Raw genomic sequence first — 19,251 nt, forward strand, 5'->3', positions numbered from 1 at the left:
TCCTAACTGAGCACCGCCTCAAGGGCTTCGAGGAAGCGGTCGGTGGTCTCCTCGTCCCGTACGGCGATCCGCAGCCAGTCCTCGCCCAGCCCGGGGAAGGTGTCCCCACGCCGGACGGCGAAGCCGTGCTCGCGCAGCCGCTCGCGTACGGTCGCCGCACCCGGCAGCCGGACCAGGACGAAGGAGGCGGCCGGTTCGCCGTGGATCCGCAGCACCGGGAAGGCCGCCAGGCCCTTCACCAGGTACGTGCGCCACAGGGCCAGTTCGGCGGCCGCCTGCTCCGCCTCGGCGAGTGCCGCCGGGCCGCTGCAGATCTCGGCGGCGGCCAGCGCCGGGGTGGAGACCGGCCAGAGCGGCTGGGCGGCGCCGAGCTCGGCGATCAGCGGTGCCGGGCCGAGCACGTAGCCGATCCGCAGCCCGGCCAGCCCCCAGGTCTTGGTGAGGCTGCGCAGGACGACGACCCGGCCGGGCAGGCCCCGCACCGAGGCCAGGGACTCCCGCTCGCCCGGGACGGTGTCCATGAAGGCTTCGTCCACCACCAGGGTGCGTCCGGGCCGGGCGAGCGCGGCGACGGCCTCGGCGGGGTGCAGCACCGAGGTCGGGTTGGTCGGGTTGCCGAGGACGACGAGGTCCGCCTCCTCGGGGACGGCGGCGAGCCGGAAGCCGTCCTCGGCGGTGAGCAGGACCCGATGCACGGGGTGGCCGGCGTCCCGCAGTGCCGCCTCCGGCTCGGTGAACTGCGGGTGCACCACCACGATGTGACGTGCCGTCACCACGCGCGCGAGCAGGACGAAGGCCTCCGCCGCTCCCGAGGTGAGCAGCACCTCGTCGACCGGGCGCCGGTGCCGGGCGGCCACCGCGGCGCGGGCGGCGCTCTGGTCAGGGTAGGCGGCGAGGTCGCCCAGGGTGGCGGCCAGGTGCTCGCGGAGCCAGGCCGGGGGCGTGCCGGTGCGCACGTTGACGGCGAGGTCGACCAGGGCGCGCCCGTCGGCGCGGACCTCGGCGTCGCCGTGGTGGCGCAGGTCGGGTTCGGTGGTGGTCACGCGGGGTCTCCTGCTGGTCGGGCGGGGCGAGCTGGCCGAGCTGGTCGGGAGGGTCGTGCCGGTCGAGCTGGCCGAGCGGCTTCGGTGGCCGGCGGGGGTACGTGGTGGAGGTCGTACGGCCCGGGTGGCACTGCGGGCTCCGCGCCGTCGCCGAGGGTGACCAGCACGACGGCGTGGCCGTGCGCGGCGAGTTCGGCGGCCGCCCCGAGGTGGTCGACCGCCGCTCCGGTGCCGTCCACCGCCTCGCCGGTCCAGGGCCCCGCCCACCCGCCGGCGCTCGGCACCGTCCGGGGGTCAGTCGCGGCGGCCTGCCACGGCGTCGGGCGGAGCAGTCCGGCTACCGCCTCGACCGCGTCCGGCCGGCCCACCACCACCGAGGCGGCGCGCAGTTCCGTCAGTGCCCGCGGTCCCAACCGGTCGGCCCAGCCTGGCCCGAGGTCGATCACGACCAGCCGCCCGGGCACCGCGGCCCGGGCGATCGCCACCGTCGCCGTCGCCGACTTCCGCTTGGCGACCACGAGGCGGCCGCCCGGCGCGCTGGCCAGCGCGGCCGCCTCGGCGACGCTCGGCGTGCCGACGGCCGTACCGACCAGCTGGGACGGGTTCGGCACCGAGACGGCCGCCAGCCGCTCCGCGGGGTGCTCGTCCACGGCCACCCCGGTGAGGCGGGACGCGGCCCAGCGCACCGCCGGGTGGTCCGCCTTGCCGGTCACGGTGGCCAGCCGGGCCACCGAGGCGCGGGCGAGGCCGTTCTCCGCCAGGGTGTCCGCCAGCAGCCGCAGCACCTCGGTCCGTTCGGCGCCGCTGCCCGCGCCGATCCCGACCACCAGGGTGCGGGGGAACACCAGGACGTCGCCGTGGCCCCGGTCGTCCCGGTCGACGACCCGCAGGACCGGGAGATCGGCCGCGAGCGGTCGGACCGCACCGCCGACGGCGATCAGTCCGATCACGTCCCGTGCCCCTTCGTCCAAGCCCCCGTGATCCCACCACGGGTGGCCGAAACGGGTCAATCGCGGCGCGTGTGAGATCCACCGCCGGCGCCGGCTGCTGCGTGTGGTGACCGCGTCGCAGCTGTTCGCCTGTTCTTCACCTCCCTTGTGCGGTACACGACACGCCGCGATCCTACTGTTCTCGGCGCTCCTGCCCGGAAGCCCCGACCCCGGAGGACCCCATGGTCTTCGCACGACTGCGCACCCCCGGTACCCCCGCCGCCGAGCCTCGCCCCGCCCGTCGTCGCACGCTCCGCCCGTTCACCGCCCTCGCCGGCGGCCTCGGCCTGGTCGCCGGCTCGCTCGGCCTGTGGGCCGCGGGCGACAGCGCCGCCGCCGACACCGCGGCCGGCCTGCCCTCGCCCGACCACATCGTCGTGGTGATGCTGGAGAACCACGCCTACTCGCAGGTCATCGGCAGCTCGGCCGCGCCGTACATCAACCGCACGCTGGCGGCCGGCGGCGCCACGCTGACCCAGTCCTACGCGCTCACCCACCCCAGCCAGCCCAACTACTACATGCTGTTCTCGGGCAGCTCGCAGGGCATCGTCGACGACAGCTGCGTGGACGTCGGCGCGCTGGACCAGCCCAACCTGGCCTCCGAGCTGCTCGACGCGGGCCAGAGCTGGGCCAGTTACAACGAGGGCCTGCCCGCCCCCGGCGCCACCGACTGCCGCGTCGACAACTACGCGCAGAAGCACAACCCGTGGTTCGGTTTCGGCAACGTCCCCACCTCGACCGCCTACGGCATGGACGCGTTCCCGACCGACTTCAGCACCCTGCCCAAGGTCTCCTTCGTCGTCCCGGACCTGTGCGACGACATGCACGACTGCTCGGTGGGCACCGGCGACTCCTGGCTGCAGAGCAACCTCGACGGGTACGCCCAGTGGGCCAAGAGCAACAACAGCCTGCTGGTGGTCACCTTCGACGAGGACAACAAGCTGTCCGGCAACCGCATCCCGACCCTGGTCTACGGCGCCCACGTCACCCCCGGCAGCTCCACCGCCACCCGCTACAACCACTACGACGTGCTGCACACCCTGGAGGACCTGGCCGGGGTCAACGCCCACGCCGGCAACTCCGCCGGCGCCGCCGACATCACCGGCATCTGGAACTGACGCCCGTGTACGTCGCGGACTCCCGCAGCTCGAAGGGCCCCGTCGCGCCGGCCGCCGGCCAGGCGCGGCGGGGTGCGCCCCTGCGCGCCGTGCCGGGGACGGTCCTCGTCCTCGGCGCCGTCAGCATGGTCACCGACGTCTCCTCCGAGATGGTCAACGCCGTCCTGCCGCTCTACCTGCTCACCGGGCTCGGCCTGTCCCCACTCGGCTTCGGGCTGCTCGACGGCATCCAGAACGGCTTCAGCGCCCTGGTCCGGCTGGCCGGCGGCCACCTCGCCGACCGCCGCGGCCGCGACGGAGCCGCCCGCCACAAGGCCGTCGCCGCCGTCGGCTACGGGCTGTCCGCGCTGTGCCGCCCGCTGCTGCTGTTCGTCCACACCGTGCCGCTGATCGGCGCCGTCATCGCCGTCGACCGCACCGGCAAGGGCCTGCGCACCGCGCCCCGGGACGCGATGATCTCGCTCGCCACCGAACCCGCCCACCGCGGCCGGGCGTTCGGCGTGCACCGGGCGATGGACACGGCCGGCGCCCTGCTCGGCCCGCTCACCGCCTTCCTGGTGCTGCGCCTGGCCGGCGGTCCGCTGCTCGCCGACGGCGGTGAACGGCACGGCTACGACGCGGTGTTCACGGTCAGCTCCTGCGTCGCCGCGCTGGGCGTCCTGATCCTGCTGCTGTTCGTGCCCAACCGGCAACAGGATGGTGGAGCATCAGTTTCCGTGCCCTCGCTCCGCGACAGCCTCACCCTGCTGCGGCTGCCCGGCCTGCGCCGGCTCACCCTGTGCGCCGTGCTGCTCGGGCTCACCACCGTCAGCGACTCCTTCCTCTACCTGCTGATCCAACGCCGGCTCGGCCTGTCCGTCAGCCTGTTCCCGCTGCTGCCGCTCGGCACCGCCGCCGCCTTCCTGCTGCTGGCCGTCCCGTTCGGCTCGCTCGCCGACCGGATCGGCCGCCGACGGCTCTTCCTGCTGGGGCACGGCGTGCTGCTGCTCGGGTACGGGCTGCTGCTGTCGCCGCTGCGCGGGCTGCCCGCGGTGATCTGCGTACTGGTGCTGCACGGCGCCTTCTACGCCGCCACCGACGGAGTGCTCGCCGCCGCCGCGGCCGACGCGGTGCCCGCCGAACAGCGCGGCGCCGGACTGGCCCTGGTCGGCACCGGGCAGGCGCTCGCCCGCTTCGCCTGCTCGCTGCTGTTCGGCGCGCTGTGGAGCGCGGTGGGCGGCGTGAGCGCGCTGGCGTGGTCCACCGGGGCGCTGGCGCTGTGCGTGGGCGGCGCCGCGGCGGTGCTGCACCGGTCGGAACCCGTCGCCGTCGAGGAGAGTCCGTGAACCTGAAGAACCGCACGAGAGTGATCGTGCTGCTGGTCGCCGTGCTGGTGCTCGGCGCGGTCGGCACCGGGGCCGTCCTCTACGCGGCCGACCGCACCGCCGAGCGCGACCGCGCCCAGGCCGACGGGCCGGCCGTCAGCCCTGGCGCCGTCTCCCTGGAAGTGCCGAGCAGTGGACGGCAGTTGCTGTTCCGCAACATGGCCTGGGGCCCGCACCGGGACGAGATCACCGCCGTCCCCGCCGACCGGCCGGACGGCCCGCGCACCGCCTCCGGCGTCCAGTGCCTGCGCTTCCACGCCGCCGCCGGCACCGGCATCTGCCTGCAGGCGCAGCACGGGGCGCTGGAGGACACTTACCGGGCCGTCGTGCTCGACGACCGCCTGCACGAGCGGCGCTCCTTCCCCGCCGCCGGCATCCCCACCCGCGCCCGGGTCTCCCCGTCCGGGCACCTCGTCGCCTGGACGGTCTTCGTCAGCGGCGACTCGTACGCGGGCACCGACTTCTCCACCCGCTCCTCCATCGTGGACGTGCGGGACTGGAACCTGCGGGAGAACCTCGAGGACTTCGCCGTCATCAAGGACGGCCACCCGTACCAGGCCCACGACATCAACCTCTGGGGCGTCACCTTCGCCGACGACGACACCTTCTACGCCACCCTGGCCAGCGCCGGGCAGACCCACCTCGTCCGCGGCGACCTCACCGCCCGCACCCTCACCACCCTGCACGACAACGTCGAGTGCCCCTCGCTCTCCCCCGACGGCACCCGCGTCGCGTACAAGAAGCGCGTCCCCGGCCTGCCCGCCGACTCCCCGTGGCGGCTGTACGTCCTCGACCTGAGGACGATGACCGAGACCGCCACCGCCGAGCAGCGCAACATCGACGACCAGGCGCTCTGGTCCGACGACGGCACCCTGCTCTACGCCCTGCCCGGGGACTACGGGGCCGACCTCTGGAGCGTCCCGGCGGACGGCTCCGGCAGCGTGCGGCTCGTCACCAAGGCCGCGGTCGCCCCCGCCTACCTGGGCTGAGGAACTCTGGGCTACGGTGCCACGTCGAGCGGAATGTGACGTCCTGATCGAACGCCCCGGGGGATTCGTCCCGGGGGAACATCCGGGCCGGGCGTCGTGATCGAGACGGGGGAGCAAGACACCGTGGACGGCATCCCACCAGAGCGGACGGTGGCCGACTCCTGGCCCGCGCTGCACGGCCGCCCGGTCCTGCGGCGCACCGTCGCCGTCGGACTGGTCCTCGGCGTGTCCGTCGCCGCGGCCCTCGTGGTGCGCGGCGTCAACGCGCTCACCGAAGGGCAGGCGGGCCGGGACACCGACCGGGACCGCGCCGAACGCCTGGCCGGCCTCCACCCGTCCCAGCACCCGGGCGCGGGCCGGTACTACCTGCCGGTCCGCACGGTCTACACCCGGACGTCGGACGGCGCTCCGGTCGCCTACCTGCACTACCGGCTCGGCGGCGGCAAGGACCCGGGGCTGGGCGAGTTCCTGCAGACGTACGACCTGCCGGCGCCCGGGCCGGCCGCCCCGCTGCCGCCGGACCTCGCGGCGGCGCTGGGCGGGGACGAGCCGGCGGAGGCGCCGGAGCTGCCGGAGGTGCTCCCCTCGGCGCCCGCCCCCGCCCCCGCCGCCGTCTCCACCCCCGCCCCCGCCACGCCGTCGGCCGGGGCGTCCCCGTCCGAGACCGCCCCGGCGCCGGCTCCCGCTCCGGTCGCCGCGGCCTCTGCGGGTGTCGAGGGCGCCGCGGGCGCCGAGGGTGCCGACGCCGGAGCTGGTCCCGGTTCCGGGTCCGGCGCCGATCCCGACGCCGACGGGGACGCCGAGCCCGGAGCCGCCTCCGCCGAAACGGAGGCCGGGGCCGAGGCGGGCGATCCCACCCCGGCCCGGCCCCGGCCCCGACCCCTGCTCCGACCTCGACCCCGACCCGGACTCCGGATCCGACGCCGACCTGGACGCCCACCCCGACCGCCGGCTGGACTCCGTCCGCCGAGCCCGCCCACCCGGCCGGCGCCCGGCGGATCTACGTCGTCGCCGTACCCGGCGGGCTGCCCGGCGCGGCCGACATCTACGTCCGCGCCACCGGCTGAGCGGCGCGCAGCGCCTTGGCCGTGCGGGTGGGCGCGGGCTGCGGCGTGACCGCCCGGTCCGTCGACCGGGCGACCACCCGGCCGGCTGCCTGGCCCGCCGTCCGCCCGTCTGCCTGGCCCGCTGCCTGGCCGGCTGCCGCCACCGCTGCGGCGGCCGGGCGGCTCGGGGACTGGCCGACCAGCAGCGCGCCGAGCGCCAGCAGCAGGCCGAGCCACTGCCAGGCCGTCAGCGTCTGGCCGAGGACCACCAGGCCGCCGACCGTCGCCACCACCGGGTTGATCAGCCCGAGGAAGGACGCCGGCCCGGCTCCCAGGCGCTCGATGCCGCGGAACCACAGGACGTACCCGAGGGCGGTGCTGAACAGCCCGAGGTAGGCGAAGCCCGCCAGGTTGGTGGCGCTCAGGGCGGGCGGTGCGCCCTCGACCAGGGCCGCCAGCGGGACCAGGAAGACCGACCCGGCGAGCAGCTGCCAGGCGGTGAGGTCGAGCAGTGTCGCCCCCTCGGGGCGGCCCCACCGGCGGATCAGCACGGTGCCCATGGCCATCAGCACGATCCCGGCGACTATCGCCGCGATCCCCACGCCGTCCAACCGGGCCCCGCTCTTCAGCACCAGCAGCGCCACCCCGCCGACCCCAACTACCCCGGCGAGCAGGGCCCGCCGTCCGGGCCGGACGCCGAGCACGCCGATCGAGAGGCCGGCGACGAGCAGTGGCTGGATCGCTCCGAGGGTGGCCGCGACGCCGCCAGGTAGGCGGTAGGCGCCGACGAACATCAGCGGGAAGAACAGGCCGATGTTGAGCATCCCGAGCACCGCCGCCCGGCCCCACCAGCGCCCCCTGGGCAGTCTGCGGCCGATCAGCAGCAGGAGCAGCCCGACCGGCAGCGCGCGCAGGGCGGCGAGCAGCAACGGCCGGCCTTCGGGCAGCAGCTGGGTGGTGACCAGGTAGGTGGTGCCCCAGGCAGCCGGGGCGAGAGCGGCGGTGGCGGCGATCGCTGCGCGCTTGCGGTCCATGGCGTTCTCCTCAACGTTGATTATCTGAACGTTGAGATATTCCTACGCCCGGGATAGGCGAACGTCAAGTATGTGAATGTTAAGGTATCTGGGACCGGGGGAACCGAGGACGAGAGAGGGCGGCAGGCATGAACCAGCGCGACACCATGGACGACATCGCCGAACAGTGGGCCAGGAACCGCCCCGACCTCTCCCTCGACGCGATGGCCCTGATCGGCCGGCTGCGCCGGCTCAACGTCCGGGTCGACAACGCCCTGCGCGAGTACTTCGCCACCTGCGGCCTCGACTCCTCCGAGTTCGACGTCCTGGCGACCCTGCGGCGCTCCGGCGCACCGTACGAGCTCAACGCCCGCGCGCTGCTCAAGTCCGCGATGGTCACATCCGGCGCGATCACCAACCGCGTCGACAAGCTCTGCGCGAAGGGCCTGGTCGAACGCAACCCCTGCCCGACCGACCGCCGTGCCGTCCTGGTCCGCCTCACCCCGACCGGCAAGGAGCTCATCGACGCCGCCCTGCCCGGCCACATCCGCAACGAGGAACGCCTCCTCACCGCCCTCGACCCCGAGGAGCGCGCCCAGCTCGACGCCCTGCTGCACAAGCTCCTCGTCGCCCACGGCGACACCGAACGGCTCCTCGACTGACGCCTCGTGTCCACCGGCTCCCCGGCCGCGTTGACCCTGCGGTAGCGCACACACCGGAGGAGACCGATGAACCGCAGGACACCCAGGGAGATCGCCGTCGACGACCAGCTGCGGGCGGCCGGCGCCGAGGGGGCCCGGTGGCTCGCCGCCGCCGGCTGGGGCCCGCCGGTGACGGTCCCGCTGGAACAGGCGGCCGAGTGGCAACAGGAGGCCCGCGCCAGGATGCTCGCGGCGCAGGAGGACGAGTCCTGCACCTGGTGCGACCACCTCCTCCACGGCGGGCCGCAGCCCGTCCTGGTCCACGCCGAGCACCCCACCCACCTGCTCTGCCGCGCCTGCTCCGTCGCCGCCCGCCCCCACCGCCGCTGCCTGGACTGCGGGAAGCCCGCTGCCTCCACGTCCCGGCTGGACGGCCGGGAGGACGTGTGCATGGGGGCGGTGGCGATCTACACCCGGCTGCGCTGCGCGGCCTGCTTCTGCGGCGACCCGCTCAGCGGGACCTTCCGGGGCGGCGCGTGAGATCCCGTCACACCCGGGCGATCAGCGCGTAGCGCTCGTCGTCCACCGGCCCGCCCCAGAGGTCGGCGTCCCCGCTGAGCGGCTCCACCCGCAGCTCGGCCGCCCACGGGCGCACCGCCGCCGAGAGCCGCTCCGCCCCGACGCCCCCGTCCCAGGGCAGGGGCCCCGCTCCGGCGACGTACGGCGTCACGGCCTGCCCGGCCTCGCGCCAGCGCCCCTCGACCAGCACCAGCCGCCCGCCGGGGCGCAGCAGCTCCACCCAGGCACGCAGCGCCCGCCGCGGCTCGGGCAGCGTCCAGACCAGATGGCGGCAGAGCAGCACGTCGAAACCGCCCGCCCGCAGCGGCGGCGCCCCGGCGTCACCCACCAGGAAACCCGCCGCCACCCCGGCGGCCGCCGCCTTCCTCCGGGCCAGCCCCACCATCCGCGGCGACAGGTCCACCCCCGTCACCCGATGCCCGTCCGCCGCGGCCACCACCGCCAACGACCCGGTCCCACAACCCACATCCACCACGTCCCCCGGCACCGCCGGTAGCCACCCCCGCAGCCGCCGCACCCATGCCTCCCGCGTCACCTCCCCGCGCAGCCCGTGATCCGGCTCGTCATCGAAGGCCGACGCGGCCGCGTCCCAGTACGCCGCGATGGCCCGGCTGGAGTCACCCATGCCCCGCATCCTGCCGCCCGGCACTGACATCCGGGGCCGGCGGCGGCCTTGCTCAGGCCTCTGTGTCGAGCGCCGGGGGGTGCCAGTCGAAGGTGGCGTTGGTGCGGCTGAGGACCGTGCGGGTGGGGAGGAGGCCGAGGAGGGTGAGGGCGGTGTCGCGCAGGAAGGTGGCGGCGGGGGTGCGGACGGCGACGAGGGTGCCGACGCGGCGGGATGCGGTGACGATGGCGGTGGTGCGGGGCAGTCGGGTGGCGGTGTAGGCGGGCAGCGGGGCGGCGAGGTCGGAGGCGGGGGTGAGGAGGGAGGCGAGGACGACGGCGTCCTCGATGGCCTGGCAGGCGCCCTGGCCCTGGAAGGGGCACATCGCGTGGGCGGCGTCGCCGAGGAGGGCGACCCGGCCGTGGTGGTGGGCGGGGAGCGGGTCGGCGAGGTCCCAGACGTCGTTGCGCAGCACCCGGTCGGGTTCGGCGAGGGCGAGCAGCTGGGGGAGGGGCGCGCACCAGTCGCCGAACAGCCGCTGGAGTTCGGCGTGTTCGTCGGCCGCGCGGGTGTCGGCCGGGCTGAGCGCGGCGAAGTAGAGGTAGACCCGGCCGTCGGCGAGGGGGACGATGCCGGCCAGCCGGCCGCGGCCCCAGATCTCGCCGGCGGCGGACGGCCGGCGGTCCGGGGAGACGATGGTGCGCCAGGTGGTGAAGCCGCTGTAGCGCGGGCCGGGGTGGTGGGGGAAGAGCAGGCGGCGGGTGGCGGAGCGGATGCCGTCGGCGGCGACGACCAGTCCGGCGGGCTGCTCGCCGTCGGGGGTGCGGACGACGGCGGGCTCCTCGGTGTCGCCGGGGGTGACCAGGGCGGCGGGGGAGGCGGTGCGGACGGTGCCCTCCGGCAGGGCGTCGACCAGCGCGGCTATCACGTCGGCGCGGGCGACGGCGGCGATCGGGTCGCCGAAGTGGGCCTCGAAGGCGGCGGTGGTGGTGCGGGCGAGCCAGCGGCCGGAGGGGTTGCGCACGCCGACGGCCGGGTGCGGGGCGGCGAGCGCCCGCAGTCGGGCGCCGACGCCGAGCAGGTCGAGGGCGCGCAGGGCGTTGGGGGCGAGCGCGAGTCCGGCGCCGACGGGTTCCAGGGAGCCGGCGCGTTCGTGGACGGTGACCGGGATGCCCTGCCGGTGGAGGGCGAGGGCGGCGGTGAGGCCGCCGATGCCGCCGCCGATGACGATCGCCTGCTGCAGATCCATGAGGGACTCCTCTCCTCGCACTACAGATGTAGTGCCAGCTGTCCAGCACCGTACTACATGTGTAGTGTCCGGTAAACTACGGCTGTAGTGAAGTGGGGGGCGTGAGGTGGGGGAGACCGTCGAAAGGCCATGATCAGATCCATGACACCCGCGCGCCCGACCCTGATCGCCGACGCCGCCATCGACCTGCTCGCCGACCGCGGCCTGCGCGGGCTGACCCACCGCGCCGTGGACGAGGAGTCCGGCCTGCCCGCCGGCTCGACCTCCAACCTCGCCCGGACCAGGGCCGCCCTGCTCGAACTTGTGCTCACCCGGATCCTCGAGCGGGAGACCGCCGACCAGCCGGCCTTCACCGAGGGGCTGCGGCTCGCGCCCGCCGCCCCGGCACGCGAGCTGCTGGTCGAGCTCGGCGCCGACGCGCTGTACCAGGCACTCACCACCGGCCGCAGGCTCACCCTGGCCCGGCTGGAGCTCGCCCTGGAGGCCACCCGCAGGCCCGAACTGCGCGCCGTCTACGACCGCTTCGGCGCGGGCTTCACCGACCTCGCCGCCGTCCTGCTCGCCCGCGCCGGCTCCACCGACCCGACGGCCGACGCCCGCCGGCTGATCCGCTGGTGCGACGGCGTGCTGTTCAACTCCACGGCGGGCAGCGGCCACTGGTACGTGCCGACCCCGGAGGAGCTGCGCGACGAGGTGGCCGGCTACGTCGCCGCGCTGCTCGACCGCGAACCGGCGAAGGGCTAGGAGCGGATTCGGCCCCGGCGCCCTCGGGCGGGCCCGCTACGCCCGGCCCGCGACCGTCACCTCGGGCTCGTGCCGCACCGGGAAGTTGACCGAGCCGGCGATGAAGCAGCCCCGGTGCGCCTCCGCGTGCAGGGCGAGTGCCTTCTCCGTCATGCCCGCCTCGGCGACCTCGATCCGCGGGTGCAGCACCACCGAGGTGAAGTGCCCGCCCTCCGGCGTCACGGCCATGGTGCCCACCGGCCGGTCGACGTACGAGGTCACCACGACCCCGTTCACCGCGCACTGGTGCAGGTACGACAGCAGGTGGCACTGGGAGAGCGCGGCGAGCAGCAGCTGCTCCGGGTTCCAGCGGGCCGGGTCGCCGCGGAAGGCGGGATCGGCCGAGCCGAGGATGACCGGAAGGCCCTCGGCGGACACCTCGTGGTCGCGGGAGTAGGAGCGGTAGTCGCTGGTGCCGGTGCCCCGGTCGCCGGTCCAGCTGATCTCGGCGGTGTACGTGTGCTGCCTGGCCATGCGGGTGCCTCCGACTGGAAGGGACTGCGGTCGCGGCCAGTCAACCGCAGGAGGCCGCCGCTCCGCGAGGCTCAGCGCGGCCCCGCCGCCCGCGCGAGGACCAGCCGGGCGCAGGCGTCCGGCGAGGCCTGCGCGGTGTCCACGACCAGGTCGTAGGCGACCCCCCGGTGCACCGACTCGGCCTGCGCGGCGGCCATTCCGGCCGCCCTGTCGCCGCGCGCGGCCTCCCGCGCCGCGGCCACCGCCGGGTCGCAGCGCACGCCGACCCAGAGCACGTCCAGGCCCTCCAGGGCGGAGCGCCAGCGCTGCTGCGAGGCGGGGCCGCCGAGGAACACCTCGTCCACCACGATCCGCGCCCCGGCCCGGGCCATCGCGGCGACTCCGGCCGTCCAGGCGGCGTCCAGCGCGGCGAAGACCGGCCCGACCTGCACCGCGCCGTCCCCGCCCTGGAGCCCGCCGATGCCCTCGCCGCCGCCCAGCAGGCGCGGCGGCAGCGTGGAGACCATGGTGTCCGCGCCCAGGTGCAGCCACGGCTCCGGCAGCAGCTCCTGGAGGCGGCGGGCGATGCTCGACTTGCCGGAGCTGGAGCCCCCGTTGAGGACGATCACGTGCATGCGCGCATCCTAGGAACAGGCCGGCCGGCGCGCAGCCGGAATTACCGGCCCGCCCGGTGCGCCGCGGCCGCGGCCGCGGCCGCGAACGAGGAGGCCAGCGCGGGCGCGCCGGCCCAGTGCAGGTGCAGGTAGGAGGCGTGGACGTTGCCTCCCGCGAAACCCTCGGTGCGGGGCCCGGTCGGCAGGTGCCAGCCCCAGGCGGGGTATTCGCCCGCGCCGGGGTCGCAGACCGTCCGGTGGAACTCGTGCCCGCGCAGCCGGGTGCCGGCCCGGGTGAGCGGGGAGTCGTGCAGGGCGACGGCCTCGCGGTAGCCGAGGGTGAGCCGCTCGGTCATCCGGGCGGCGGTGTCCAGCACCCCGCACATCGGCAGGCCGTCCAACTCCCGCCCTAGGTAGAGCAGTCCGGCGCACTCGGCGGCGATCGGCCCGCCCGAGGCGGCGAACCGCGCGATGGCGCCGCGCAGTTCGGTGTTCCGGCTCAACTCCCGCACGTACAGCTCGGGGAAGCCGCCGCCGATGACCAGCCCGGCGGTGTCCGCGGGCAGCGCGCAGGCGTGCAGCGGGTCGAACGGGACGACCTCGGCGCCCGCCGCGCCGAGCAGTTCGGCGTTCTCGGCGTACGAGAAGGAGAACGCGGCGCCGCCCGCCACCGCGATCCGCGGCCGGCCGGCCACCGGTGTGACCTCGGTCGAAGGGTCCCACGGCTCGGCGTCCAGGTCCGGTGCCGTGCGGGCGAGTTCCAGCAGGGCGTCGAGGTCGACCGAGGCGGCGACCAGCTCGCCCATGTCCGCGACGGCCTTTAGCGCCTCCGCCGAGCGCTCCACCGCCGGAATCAGCCCGAGGTGTCGGGACGGCGTGGCGACCGCCGTCGAGCGGCGCAGCGCGCCCAGCACCGGGACGCCGGAGCCCTCCTCCAGGGCCTCGCGCAGCAGCTGCTCGTGCCGGTCGGAGGCGACCCGGTTGAGGATCACCCCGGCCAGCCGCACCTGCGGGTCCCAGGAGGCGAAGCCGTGCACCAGCGCGGCCACCGACCGGGACTGCGAGGAGCCGTCGACGACCAGCACCACGGGCGCCCGCAGCAGCTTGGCGACGTGCGCGGTGGACGCCAGCTCCCCGCGCCCGGAGGCCCCGTCGAACAGGCCCATGACCCCCTCGACCACCGCGACGTCCGTCCCCGCCGCGCCGTGCAGGAACAGCGGTGCGATCCGCTCCGGCCCGCACAGGAAGGCGTCCAGGTTGCGGCCCGGACGTCCGGCGGCGAGCGCGTGGTAGCCCGGGTCGATGTAGTCCGGGCCGACCTTGTGCGGGGACACCGCCAGCCCGCGCGCGGCGAGCGCCGCGATCAGGCCGGTGGCGACGGTGGTCTTGCCGGCGCCGGAGGAGGGCGCGGCGACGACGAGACGGGGGACGGTGCTCAACGCTCTACCACTCGATACCGCGCTGGCCCTTGCGGCCGGCGTCCATGGGGTGCTTGACCTTGGTCATCTCGGTGACCAGGTCGGCGAATCCGGTGAGCGGCTCGGGCGCGTACCGGCCGGTGATGACGACGTGCTGGCTGCCCGGGCGGTCGTCGAGGACGGCGACCACCTCCTCGGGGTCGATCCACCCCCAGTGCATCGGGTAGGTGAACTCGTCCAGCACGTAGAAGCGGTAGGTCTCGGCCGAGAGGTCGCGCTTGACCTGCTCCCACCCCTCCTTGGCCGCCTCCTCGCTGGACATCTCCTGCTCGGCGGTGCGCTGGATCCACGACCAGCCGGAGCCCATCTTGTGCCAGTCGACGGTGCCGCCCTCGCCGGAGGCGCCGAGCACGCGCAGCGCGTTCTCCTCGCCGACCTTCCACTTGGCGGACTTCACGAACTGGAACACCCCGATCGACCAGCCCTGGTTCCAGGCCCGCAGCGCCATGCCGAACGCGGCCGTGGACTTGCCCTTGCCGGGGCCGGTGTGCACCGCGGTGATCGGCTGGGTACGGCGCTGGCGGGTCGTCAGGCCGTCGTCGGGAACGCTCTCGGGGACACCCTTGGGCATGTCGGTTCAGGCCGCCTTTCGCATCGAAGTGGTCGAACGGTTCACCGGGCGGCTGTCGCGGACGAGCGAAGCCACGCCCTCGGCGCGCAGCTCGTCCAGGCTGACGGCGCTGCCGCCGAGCCGCCCGGCCAGGGTGCGGGCCAGGCCCAGCCGGACCGGCCCCGACTCGCAGTCCAGCACCACGCTCGCGGTGCCCTGCGCGGCGAACAGCGCGGCCGCGCGCTGCGACCGGGCGAGCGCGTCCCGCCCGCCGCCGGTGGCCCGGCCGTCGGTCACCACGACCAGCAGCGGGCGCCGGTTCGGGTCGCGCAGCCGCTCGACCCGCAGCACCTCGTGCGCCCGCAGCAGGCCCTCGGCCAGCGGGGTCCGGCCGCCGGTCGGCAGCGACTCCAGCCGGGCCGCGCCGACCTCGACGGAGGAGGTGGGCGGCAGCGCCAGCTCGGCGCCGGCGCCGCGGAAGGTGATCATGCCGATCTTGTCGCGACGCTGGTAGGCGTCCATCAGCAGGGACAGCACCGCTCCCTTGACGGCGGTCATCCGCTGCCGGGCGGCCATCGACCCGGAGGCGTCCACGACGAACAGCACCAGGTTGGACTCCCGCCCCTGGCGCACCTGTTCGCGGAAGTCGTCCTTGTGCAGCACCAGCGCCCGCCCGCTCCGCCCGCGCGCCACCTGGTGCGGCGCGGCGGCCTGGAGCGTAGCGGTCAGGTGCAGCCGGCTCAGCGGGCCCTGCGGCCGCCGGGCGCGGACGGTGTGCCCGCCGGTGGTCTCGGCGGGGGAGCGGCGGCCCTGGGCGCCGTGGCCGGTGCCCCGCACGGTGAACAGCCGGGTCCGGAACGGTTCGCCGGCCGCGACCGGCGCCGTTTCCCGGGCGGGGGCGGGGTGTTGGGCCGGGACGGGCTGCCGCGGCTGGTCGTCGCCGTCCGTCGCGGAGCTCTCCGGGGCGCCGTCGTCGGACGGCTCGGGCGCGCCGCCGCCGTCGGGGCCGCCGCCGTCGGGGCCGCCGCCGTCGGGGCCGCCCCCGTCCGGCCCGCCGCCGTCAGGACCGCCGTCCGGACCCCTGCCGTCGGGTCCGCCGTCCGGGCCGTCCGGGCCGTCCCCGTCCCCGTCCGGCGTCGGTCCGTCGCCCTCAGGCTCCGGTTCCGCCGGCTGCGCGTGCTCCTCCAGCGTCCGGTCCAACTGCTCCTCGTCCAGCCCCGGAGCGTCGAAGGGGTTGCGGCGGCGCCGGTGCGGCAGGGCCAGCTGGGCGGCCTTGCGGACGTCCTCCTCCAGCACCTCCAGCCGCCCCGCCCAGGCGGCCAGCGCGACGGCCGTGCGGGCCATCACGATGTCCGCGCGCAGCCCGTCCACCTCGAACGCGGCGCACACGGCGGTGATCTGCCGCAGCGCCACATCGCCGAGCTCGACCTTGGGCAGCAACTCCCGGGCGGCGGTGATGCGGTCGGCGAGCTCGCGCTCCTGGGCGGCGAACCGGGCCGCGAAGCCGGCCGGGTCCGCGTCGTACGCGAGCCGGCGCCGCACCACCTCGGCGCGCTCGGCCGGATCCCGGGTGGCGGCGATCTCGACGGTGAGGCCGAAGCGGTCGAGCAGCTGCGGCCGCAGCTCGCCCTCCTCCGGGTTCATCGTGCCGACCAGCAGGAAGCGCGCCGCGTGCCGCACCGACACGCCCTCGCGCTCGACGTACGAGCGGCCCATCGCGGCGGCGTCCAGCAGCAGGTCCACCACGTGGTCCTGGAGCAGGTTCACCTCGTCGATGTAGAGCACGCCGCGGTGCGCCTTGGCGAGCAGTCCGGGCTCGTACGCCTTGACGCCCTCGGCGAGGGCGCGCTCCAGGTCGAGCGAGCCGACGATCCGGTCCTCGGCCACGCCGACCGGCAACTCGACCAGCTGGGAGGGCCGTTCGCTGCCCGTGGCGGCGGAGTGCGGCCCGTCCGGGCACTGCGGGTCGGGCGCGGCCGGGTCGCAGGCGAAGCGGCAGCCGTCCACGGTGGCGATGGAGGGCAGCAGCCCGGCCAGCGCGCGCACCATGGTGGACTTCGCGGTGCCCTTCTCGCCGCGCACCAGCACCCCGCCCACGGCCGGGGAGACCGCGTTCAGCAGCAGCCCGAGCCGCAGGTCGGCCATGCCGACGATCGCGGTGAACGGATAGCGGACGTCAGTCATGCGTCACTCCCAGGTGCCCCGGGCGACAGGAACGGCAGCGATCCGGCCGCCGGCACCCCGCCCTCGATCAGCTTCCACAGCGCGTCGGTGTCCGCGTGCTCCTCGATCAGGTCGCCCAGCCGGTCCAGCCGAGCCTCGCGCGCCTCGGCGAAGCAGGTGTCCGGCGCCGGGACGAACGCCCGGCCGGCCAAGGCGGCGGTCTCGCGCAGGAGTTCACGGCGGAAGCCGTCGTTCTCCAGCACGCCGTGCCAGGTGGTGCCCCAGACCGGGCCGACCCGGCAGCCGTCCAGACCCCGCCCTCGGCCGTCGGAGACGAAGGCCTCGCCGCCCTCGACGGCGACGATTCCGTGGTGGATCTCGTAGCCCTCGACGCGCTGCCCGTACGCCTCGCCGGCCGGCCGGGCGAGCACCTTCGCGGGGCCGAACCGCACGCGGGTCGGCAGCAGGCCGAGCCCGTCGACCAGCCCCGCCCCGGACTCCACCTCGTCGTCGATCGAGCGCGCCAGCATCTGGTACCCGCCGCAGACCCCGAGGATCGGCAGCCCGGCCGCCGCCCGCGCCTTCAGGGCCGGCTCCAGGCAGCGTCCGCGCAGCCAGGCGAGGTCCGCCACGGTGGCCCGGGTGCCGGGCAGCACCACCAGGTCGGCGTCGGCCAGCTCCTCCGGCCTGGTCGCCCAGCGCACCAGCACGCCCGGCTCCTGCGCCAGCGCGTCCACGTCGGTGAAGTTGGACAGCCGGGGGAAGCGCACCACGGCGACCCGCAGCACGTCCGCGCCGAGCGGCCCGCGGCCGTCCACCCGGTCCACCACCGTGGACAGGTCGAGCGAGTCCTCGGCGTCCAGCCACAGGCCCGGCAGCATCGGCAGCGTGCCCAGCACCGGGCGGCCGGTCAGCCCGTGCAGCATCTCCAGACCGGGTGCCAGCAGCCGGGCGTCGCCGCGGAACTTGTTGACGAACCAGCCCGCGACGTGCCTCTGGTCCTCGGCCGACAGCAGCGCCAGCGTCCCGTACATCGCCGCGAACACCCCGCCGCGGTCGATGTCGCCCACCACCACGACGGGCAGTCCGGCGGCCGTGGCCAGGCCCATGTTGGCGATGTCCCGGTCGCGCAGGTTGATCTCGGCGGGCGAGCCGGCGCCCTCGCACACCACCACCTCGAAGCGGCGGCGCAGGTCCGCCAGGCACTCCAGGGCGCGTTCCAGCAGGACGGGCTTGCGCTCCCGGTAGTCCAGCGCGCCGACCTCGGCGACCGGCCGGCCGAGCAGCACCACCTGGCTGCGGCCGTCCGCGCCCGGCTTGAGCAGCACCGGGTTCATCGCCGCCTCCGGCTCCACCCGGGCGGCCTGCGCCTGCATCGCCTGGGCACGGCCGATCTCGGCGCCGTCGGCGGTCACGAAGGAGTTCAGCGACATGTTCTGCGCCTTGAACGGCGCGACCCGCACGCCCTGGCGTGCCAGCCAGCGGCAGATCCCGGCCGTCACCACGCTCTTGCCCGCGTCCGAGGTCGTCCCGGCGACCAGCAGCGCGTTCGTCATGTCCCACTCCTCTTCACCAGGAGCCGCAGCAGGACGTGCCCCGCGACCGTCGTACCCAGGGCCAGCGCGCCCACCCGCCGGGACAGCGTGCAGGCCCGCTCGATGTCGTCCACCGTCACCGGCCGCAACTCCGCGCCCAGGACCGGGCGGTGCTCCAGCCGTTCGCCGTACCGCAGCGTTCCGCCCAGCCGTACGCCCACCGCGCCGGCGAAGGCCGACTCGGCCTGACCGGCGTTCGGGCTCGGGTGCGCGGAACCGTCGCGCCGCCAGATCCGCCAGGCCGTCCGGGGCTCCGGGGCGGCGGCCACCGTCAGCAGCGCCGTCAGCCGGGCGCCCGGCCACCCCACGACGTCGTCCAGCCGGGCCGAGGCCCAGCCGAAGCGGGCGTGGCGGGGCGAGCGGTGGCCCACCATCGCGTCCAGGGTGTTCACCGCGCGGAAGGCGAGCAGGCCGGGCGTGCCCGCGAGGGTGCCCCAGGTCAGCGCGTTCACCACGGCGTCGGCGGTGTTCTCGGCCACCGACTCGACCACCGCCCGGGCGATCTGCTGGCCGTCCAACGCGCTCGGGTCCCGCCCGCACAGGTGCGGCAGCCGCTCCCGCGCGGCCGTCAGATCGCCTGCCGCGAGCGAACGTCCGATGGTCCGGGCCTCCCGGGTCAGCGAGGTGCCGCCGAGCACCGTCCAGGTGGCCGCCGCGGCCAGCGCCGCCCGGCCCGACGGACGCCGCCCGACCGTACGGTCCAGGGCGAGCGCGCCGGCCGCGACCGCGCCCACGCACAGCGCCGTGTACGCCGCCCCGGCCGCGCGGTCGTCGCGCCACAGGCGCCGCTCCAGGCGGGCCGCGGCGCTGCCGAAGAGGGCGACCGGGTGGCCGCGGCGGGGGTCGGCGAAGCGGGCGTCGGCGGCGTAGCCCGCGACGGCGCCCACCGCGAAGGCGGTGGCGCGGGTCAGCGGGCGCACGGCGGCGGGCAGCTCGGGGTCCGGCGGGGCGGGGCAGCCTGCATCGCGTGGGTGTCCTCA

The 19,251-nt window shown here is 75.7% G+C and carries 18 protein-coding genes; 6 read left to right on the forward strand and 12 right to left on the reverse strand.

The window, feature by feature from the left end; all coding sequences use genetic code 11:
- Positions 1-2: 2 nt before the first annotated feature.
- On the reverse strand, positions 3-1,043 hold the full coding sequence (gene cobC, locus ACZ4WV_RS21870) for an Rv2231c family pyridoxal phosphate-dependent protein CobC (RefSeq protein WP_465749143.1): 1,041 nt from the start codon (positions 1,041-1,043) through the stop codon (positions 3-5).
- A complete protein-coding gene (locus ACZ4WV_RS21875; protein ID WP_465749145.1) occupies positions 1,040-1,993 on the reverse strand; it encodes a cobalamin biosynthesis protein in 954 nt (317 codons plus the stop codon). The genes cobC and ACZ4WV_RS21875 overlap by 4 nt, the downstream gene beginning before the upstream one ends.
- A gap of 221 nt (positions 1,994-2,214) precedes the next feature.
- On the opposite strand from ACZ4WV_RS21875, the gene ACZ4WV_RS21880 reads away from it, so the two are divergent.
- The 3 genes from ACZ4WV_RS21880 to ACZ4WV_RS21890 are packed head-to-tail and all read left to right on the forward strand — an operon-like array spanning position 2,215 to position 5,503.
- Entirely contained in the window at positions 2,215-3,150 is a 936-nt protein-coding gene (locus ACZ4WV_RS21880; RefSeq protein WP_465749147.1) for an alkaline phosphatase family protein, read from the forward strand.
- Between the two features lie 5 nt (positions 3,151-3,155).
- The gene (locus tag ACZ4WV_RS21885; RefSeq protein ID WP_465749149.1) at positions 3,156-4,475 is read left to right on the forward strand and encodes an MFS transporter; all 1,320 of its coding nucleotides are present in this window, start codon (positions 3,156-3,158) and stop codon (positions 4,473-4,475) included.
- 2 nt (positions 4,476-4,477) lie between these two features.
- Positions 4,478-5,503 carry a TolB-like translocation protein gene (locus ACZ4WV_RS21890; protein ID WP_465749219.1) on the forward strand — a complete coding sequence of 342 codons (1,026 nt, stop codon included), beginning with the start codon at positions 4,478-4,480 and terminating at the stop codon, positions 5,501-5,503.
- A gap of 1,045 nt (positions 5,504-6,548) precedes the next feature.
- Here ACZ4WV_RS21890 and ACZ4WV_RS21895 read toward each other — a convergent pair.
- Positions 6,549-7,583, reverse strand: a complete 1,035-nt coding sequence (locus tag ACZ4WV_RS21895; protein ID WP_465749151.1) for an EamA family transporter — start codon at positions 7,581-7,583, stop codon at positions 6,549-6,551.
- Between the two features lie 128 nt (positions 7,584-7,711).
- Between ACZ4WV_RS21895 and ACZ4WV_RS21900 the strand changes: the two genes are divergently transcribed.
- Both ACZ4WV_RS21900 and ACZ4WV_RS21905 read left to right on the forward strand, forming a co-directional pair.
- Positions 7,712-8,224: a MarR family winged helix-turn-helix transcriptional regulator gene (locus tag ACZ4WV_RS21900; protein ID WP_465749153.1), complete on the forward strand. Its 513-nt coding sequence runs from the start codon at positions 7,712-7,714 to the stop codon at positions 8,222-8,224.
- Positions 8,225-8,290: 66 nt separating this feature from the next.
- A complete protein-coding gene (locus ACZ4WV_RS21905; protein ID WP_465749155.1) occupies positions 8,291-8,743 on the forward strand; it encodes a hypothetical protein in 453 nt (150 codons plus the stop codon).
- Positions 8,744-8,750: 7 nt separating this feature from the next.
- Here the strand turns inward: ACZ4WV_RS21905 and ACZ4WV_RS21910 are convergent, their stop codons facing one another.
- Positions 8,751-9,407 carry a class I SAM-dependent methyltransferase gene (locus ACZ4WV_RS21910; RefSeq protein WP_465749157.1) on the reverse strand — a complete coding sequence of 219 codons (657 nt, stop codon included), beginning with the start codon at positions 9,405-9,407 and terminating at the stop codon, positions 8,751-8,753.
- Positions 9,408-9,459: 52 nt separating this feature from the next.
- Positions 9,460-10,635: an FAD-dependent monooxygenase gene (locus ACZ4WV_RS21915; protein WP_465749159.1), complete on the reverse strand. Its 1,176-nt coding sequence runs from the start codon at positions 10,633-10,635 to the stop codon at positions 9,460-9,462.
- 141 nt (positions 10,636-10,776) lie between these two features.
- On the opposite strand from ACZ4WV_RS21915, the gene ACZ4WV_RS21920 reads away from it, so the two are divergent.
- The gene (locus ACZ4WV_RS21920; RefSeq protein WP_465749161.1) at positions 10,777-11,379 is read left to right on the forward strand and encodes a TetR/AcrR family transcriptional regulator; all 603 of its coding nucleotides are present in this window, start codon (positions 10,777-10,779) and stop codon (positions 11,377-11,379) included.
- A gap of 36 nt (positions 11,380-11,415) precedes the next feature.
- Here the strand turns inward: ACZ4WV_RS21920 and ACZ4WV_RS21925 are convergent, their stop codons facing one another.
- The 7 genes from ACZ4WV_RS21925 to ACZ4WV_RS21955 all read right to left on the reverse strand — a co-directional run bounded on the left by ACZ4WV_RS21925 (position 11,416) and on the right by ACZ4WV_RS21955 (position 19,191).
- On the reverse strand, positions 11,416-11,892 hold the full coding sequence (locus ACZ4WV_RS21925; protein WP_465749163.1) for an OsmC family protein: 477 nt from the start codon (positions 11,890-11,892) through the stop codon (positions 11,416-11,418).
- Between the two features lie 71 nt (positions 11,893-11,963).
- Positions 11,964-12,506, reverse strand: a complete 543-nt coding sequence (cpt, locus tag ACZ4WV_RS21930) for a chloramphenicol phosphotransferase CPT (protein WP_465749165.1) — start codon at positions 12,504-12,506, stop codon at positions 11,964-11,966.
- 41 nt (positions 12,507-12,547) lie between these two features.
- The gene (locus tag ACZ4WV_RS21935) at positions 12,548-13,924 is read right to left on the reverse strand and encodes a cobyrinate a,c-diamide synthase (protein WP_465749167.1); all 1,377 of its coding nucleotides are present in this window, start codon (positions 13,922-13,924) and stop codon (positions 12,548-12,550) included.
- Positions 13,925-13,928: 4 nt separating this feature from the next.
- Positions 13,929-14,534, reverse strand: coding sequence for a cob(I)yrinic acid a,c-diamide adenosyltransferase (cobO, locus tag ACZ4WV_RS21940; RefSeq protein ID WP_465749169.1), 606 nt, complete (start codon positions 14,532-14,534; stop codon positions 13,929-13,931).
- A gap of 6 nt (positions 14,535-14,540) precedes the next feature.
- Positions 14,541-16,697: a putative cobaltochelatase gene (locus ACZ4WV_RS21945; protein WP_465749171.1), complete on the reverse strand. Its 2,157-nt coding sequence runs from the start codon at positions 16,695-16,697 to the stop codon at positions 14,541-14,543.
- Complete coding sequence (locus ACZ4WV_RS21950; RefSeq protein WP_465749173.1) at positions 16,694-18,232, reverse strand: cobyric acid synthase; 1,539 nt, start codon at positions 18,230-18,232, stop codon at positions 16,694-16,696. The genes ACZ4WV_RS21945 and ACZ4WV_RS21950 overlap by 4 nt, the downstream gene beginning before the upstream one ends.
- Positions 18,229-19,191 carry a cobalamin biosynthesis protein gene (locus tag ACZ4WV_RS21955; RefSeq protein WP_465749175.1) on the reverse strand — a complete coding sequence of 321 codons (963 nt, stop codon included), beginning with the start codon at positions 19,189-19,191 and terminating at the stop codon, positions 18,229-18,231. The genes ACZ4WV_RS21950 and ACZ4WV_RS21955 overlap by 4 nt, the downstream gene beginning before the upstream one ends.
- Positions 19,192-19,251: the final 60 nt, after the last annotated feature.

The organism is Kitasatospora sp. NPDC029312, from assembly GCF_055569215.1.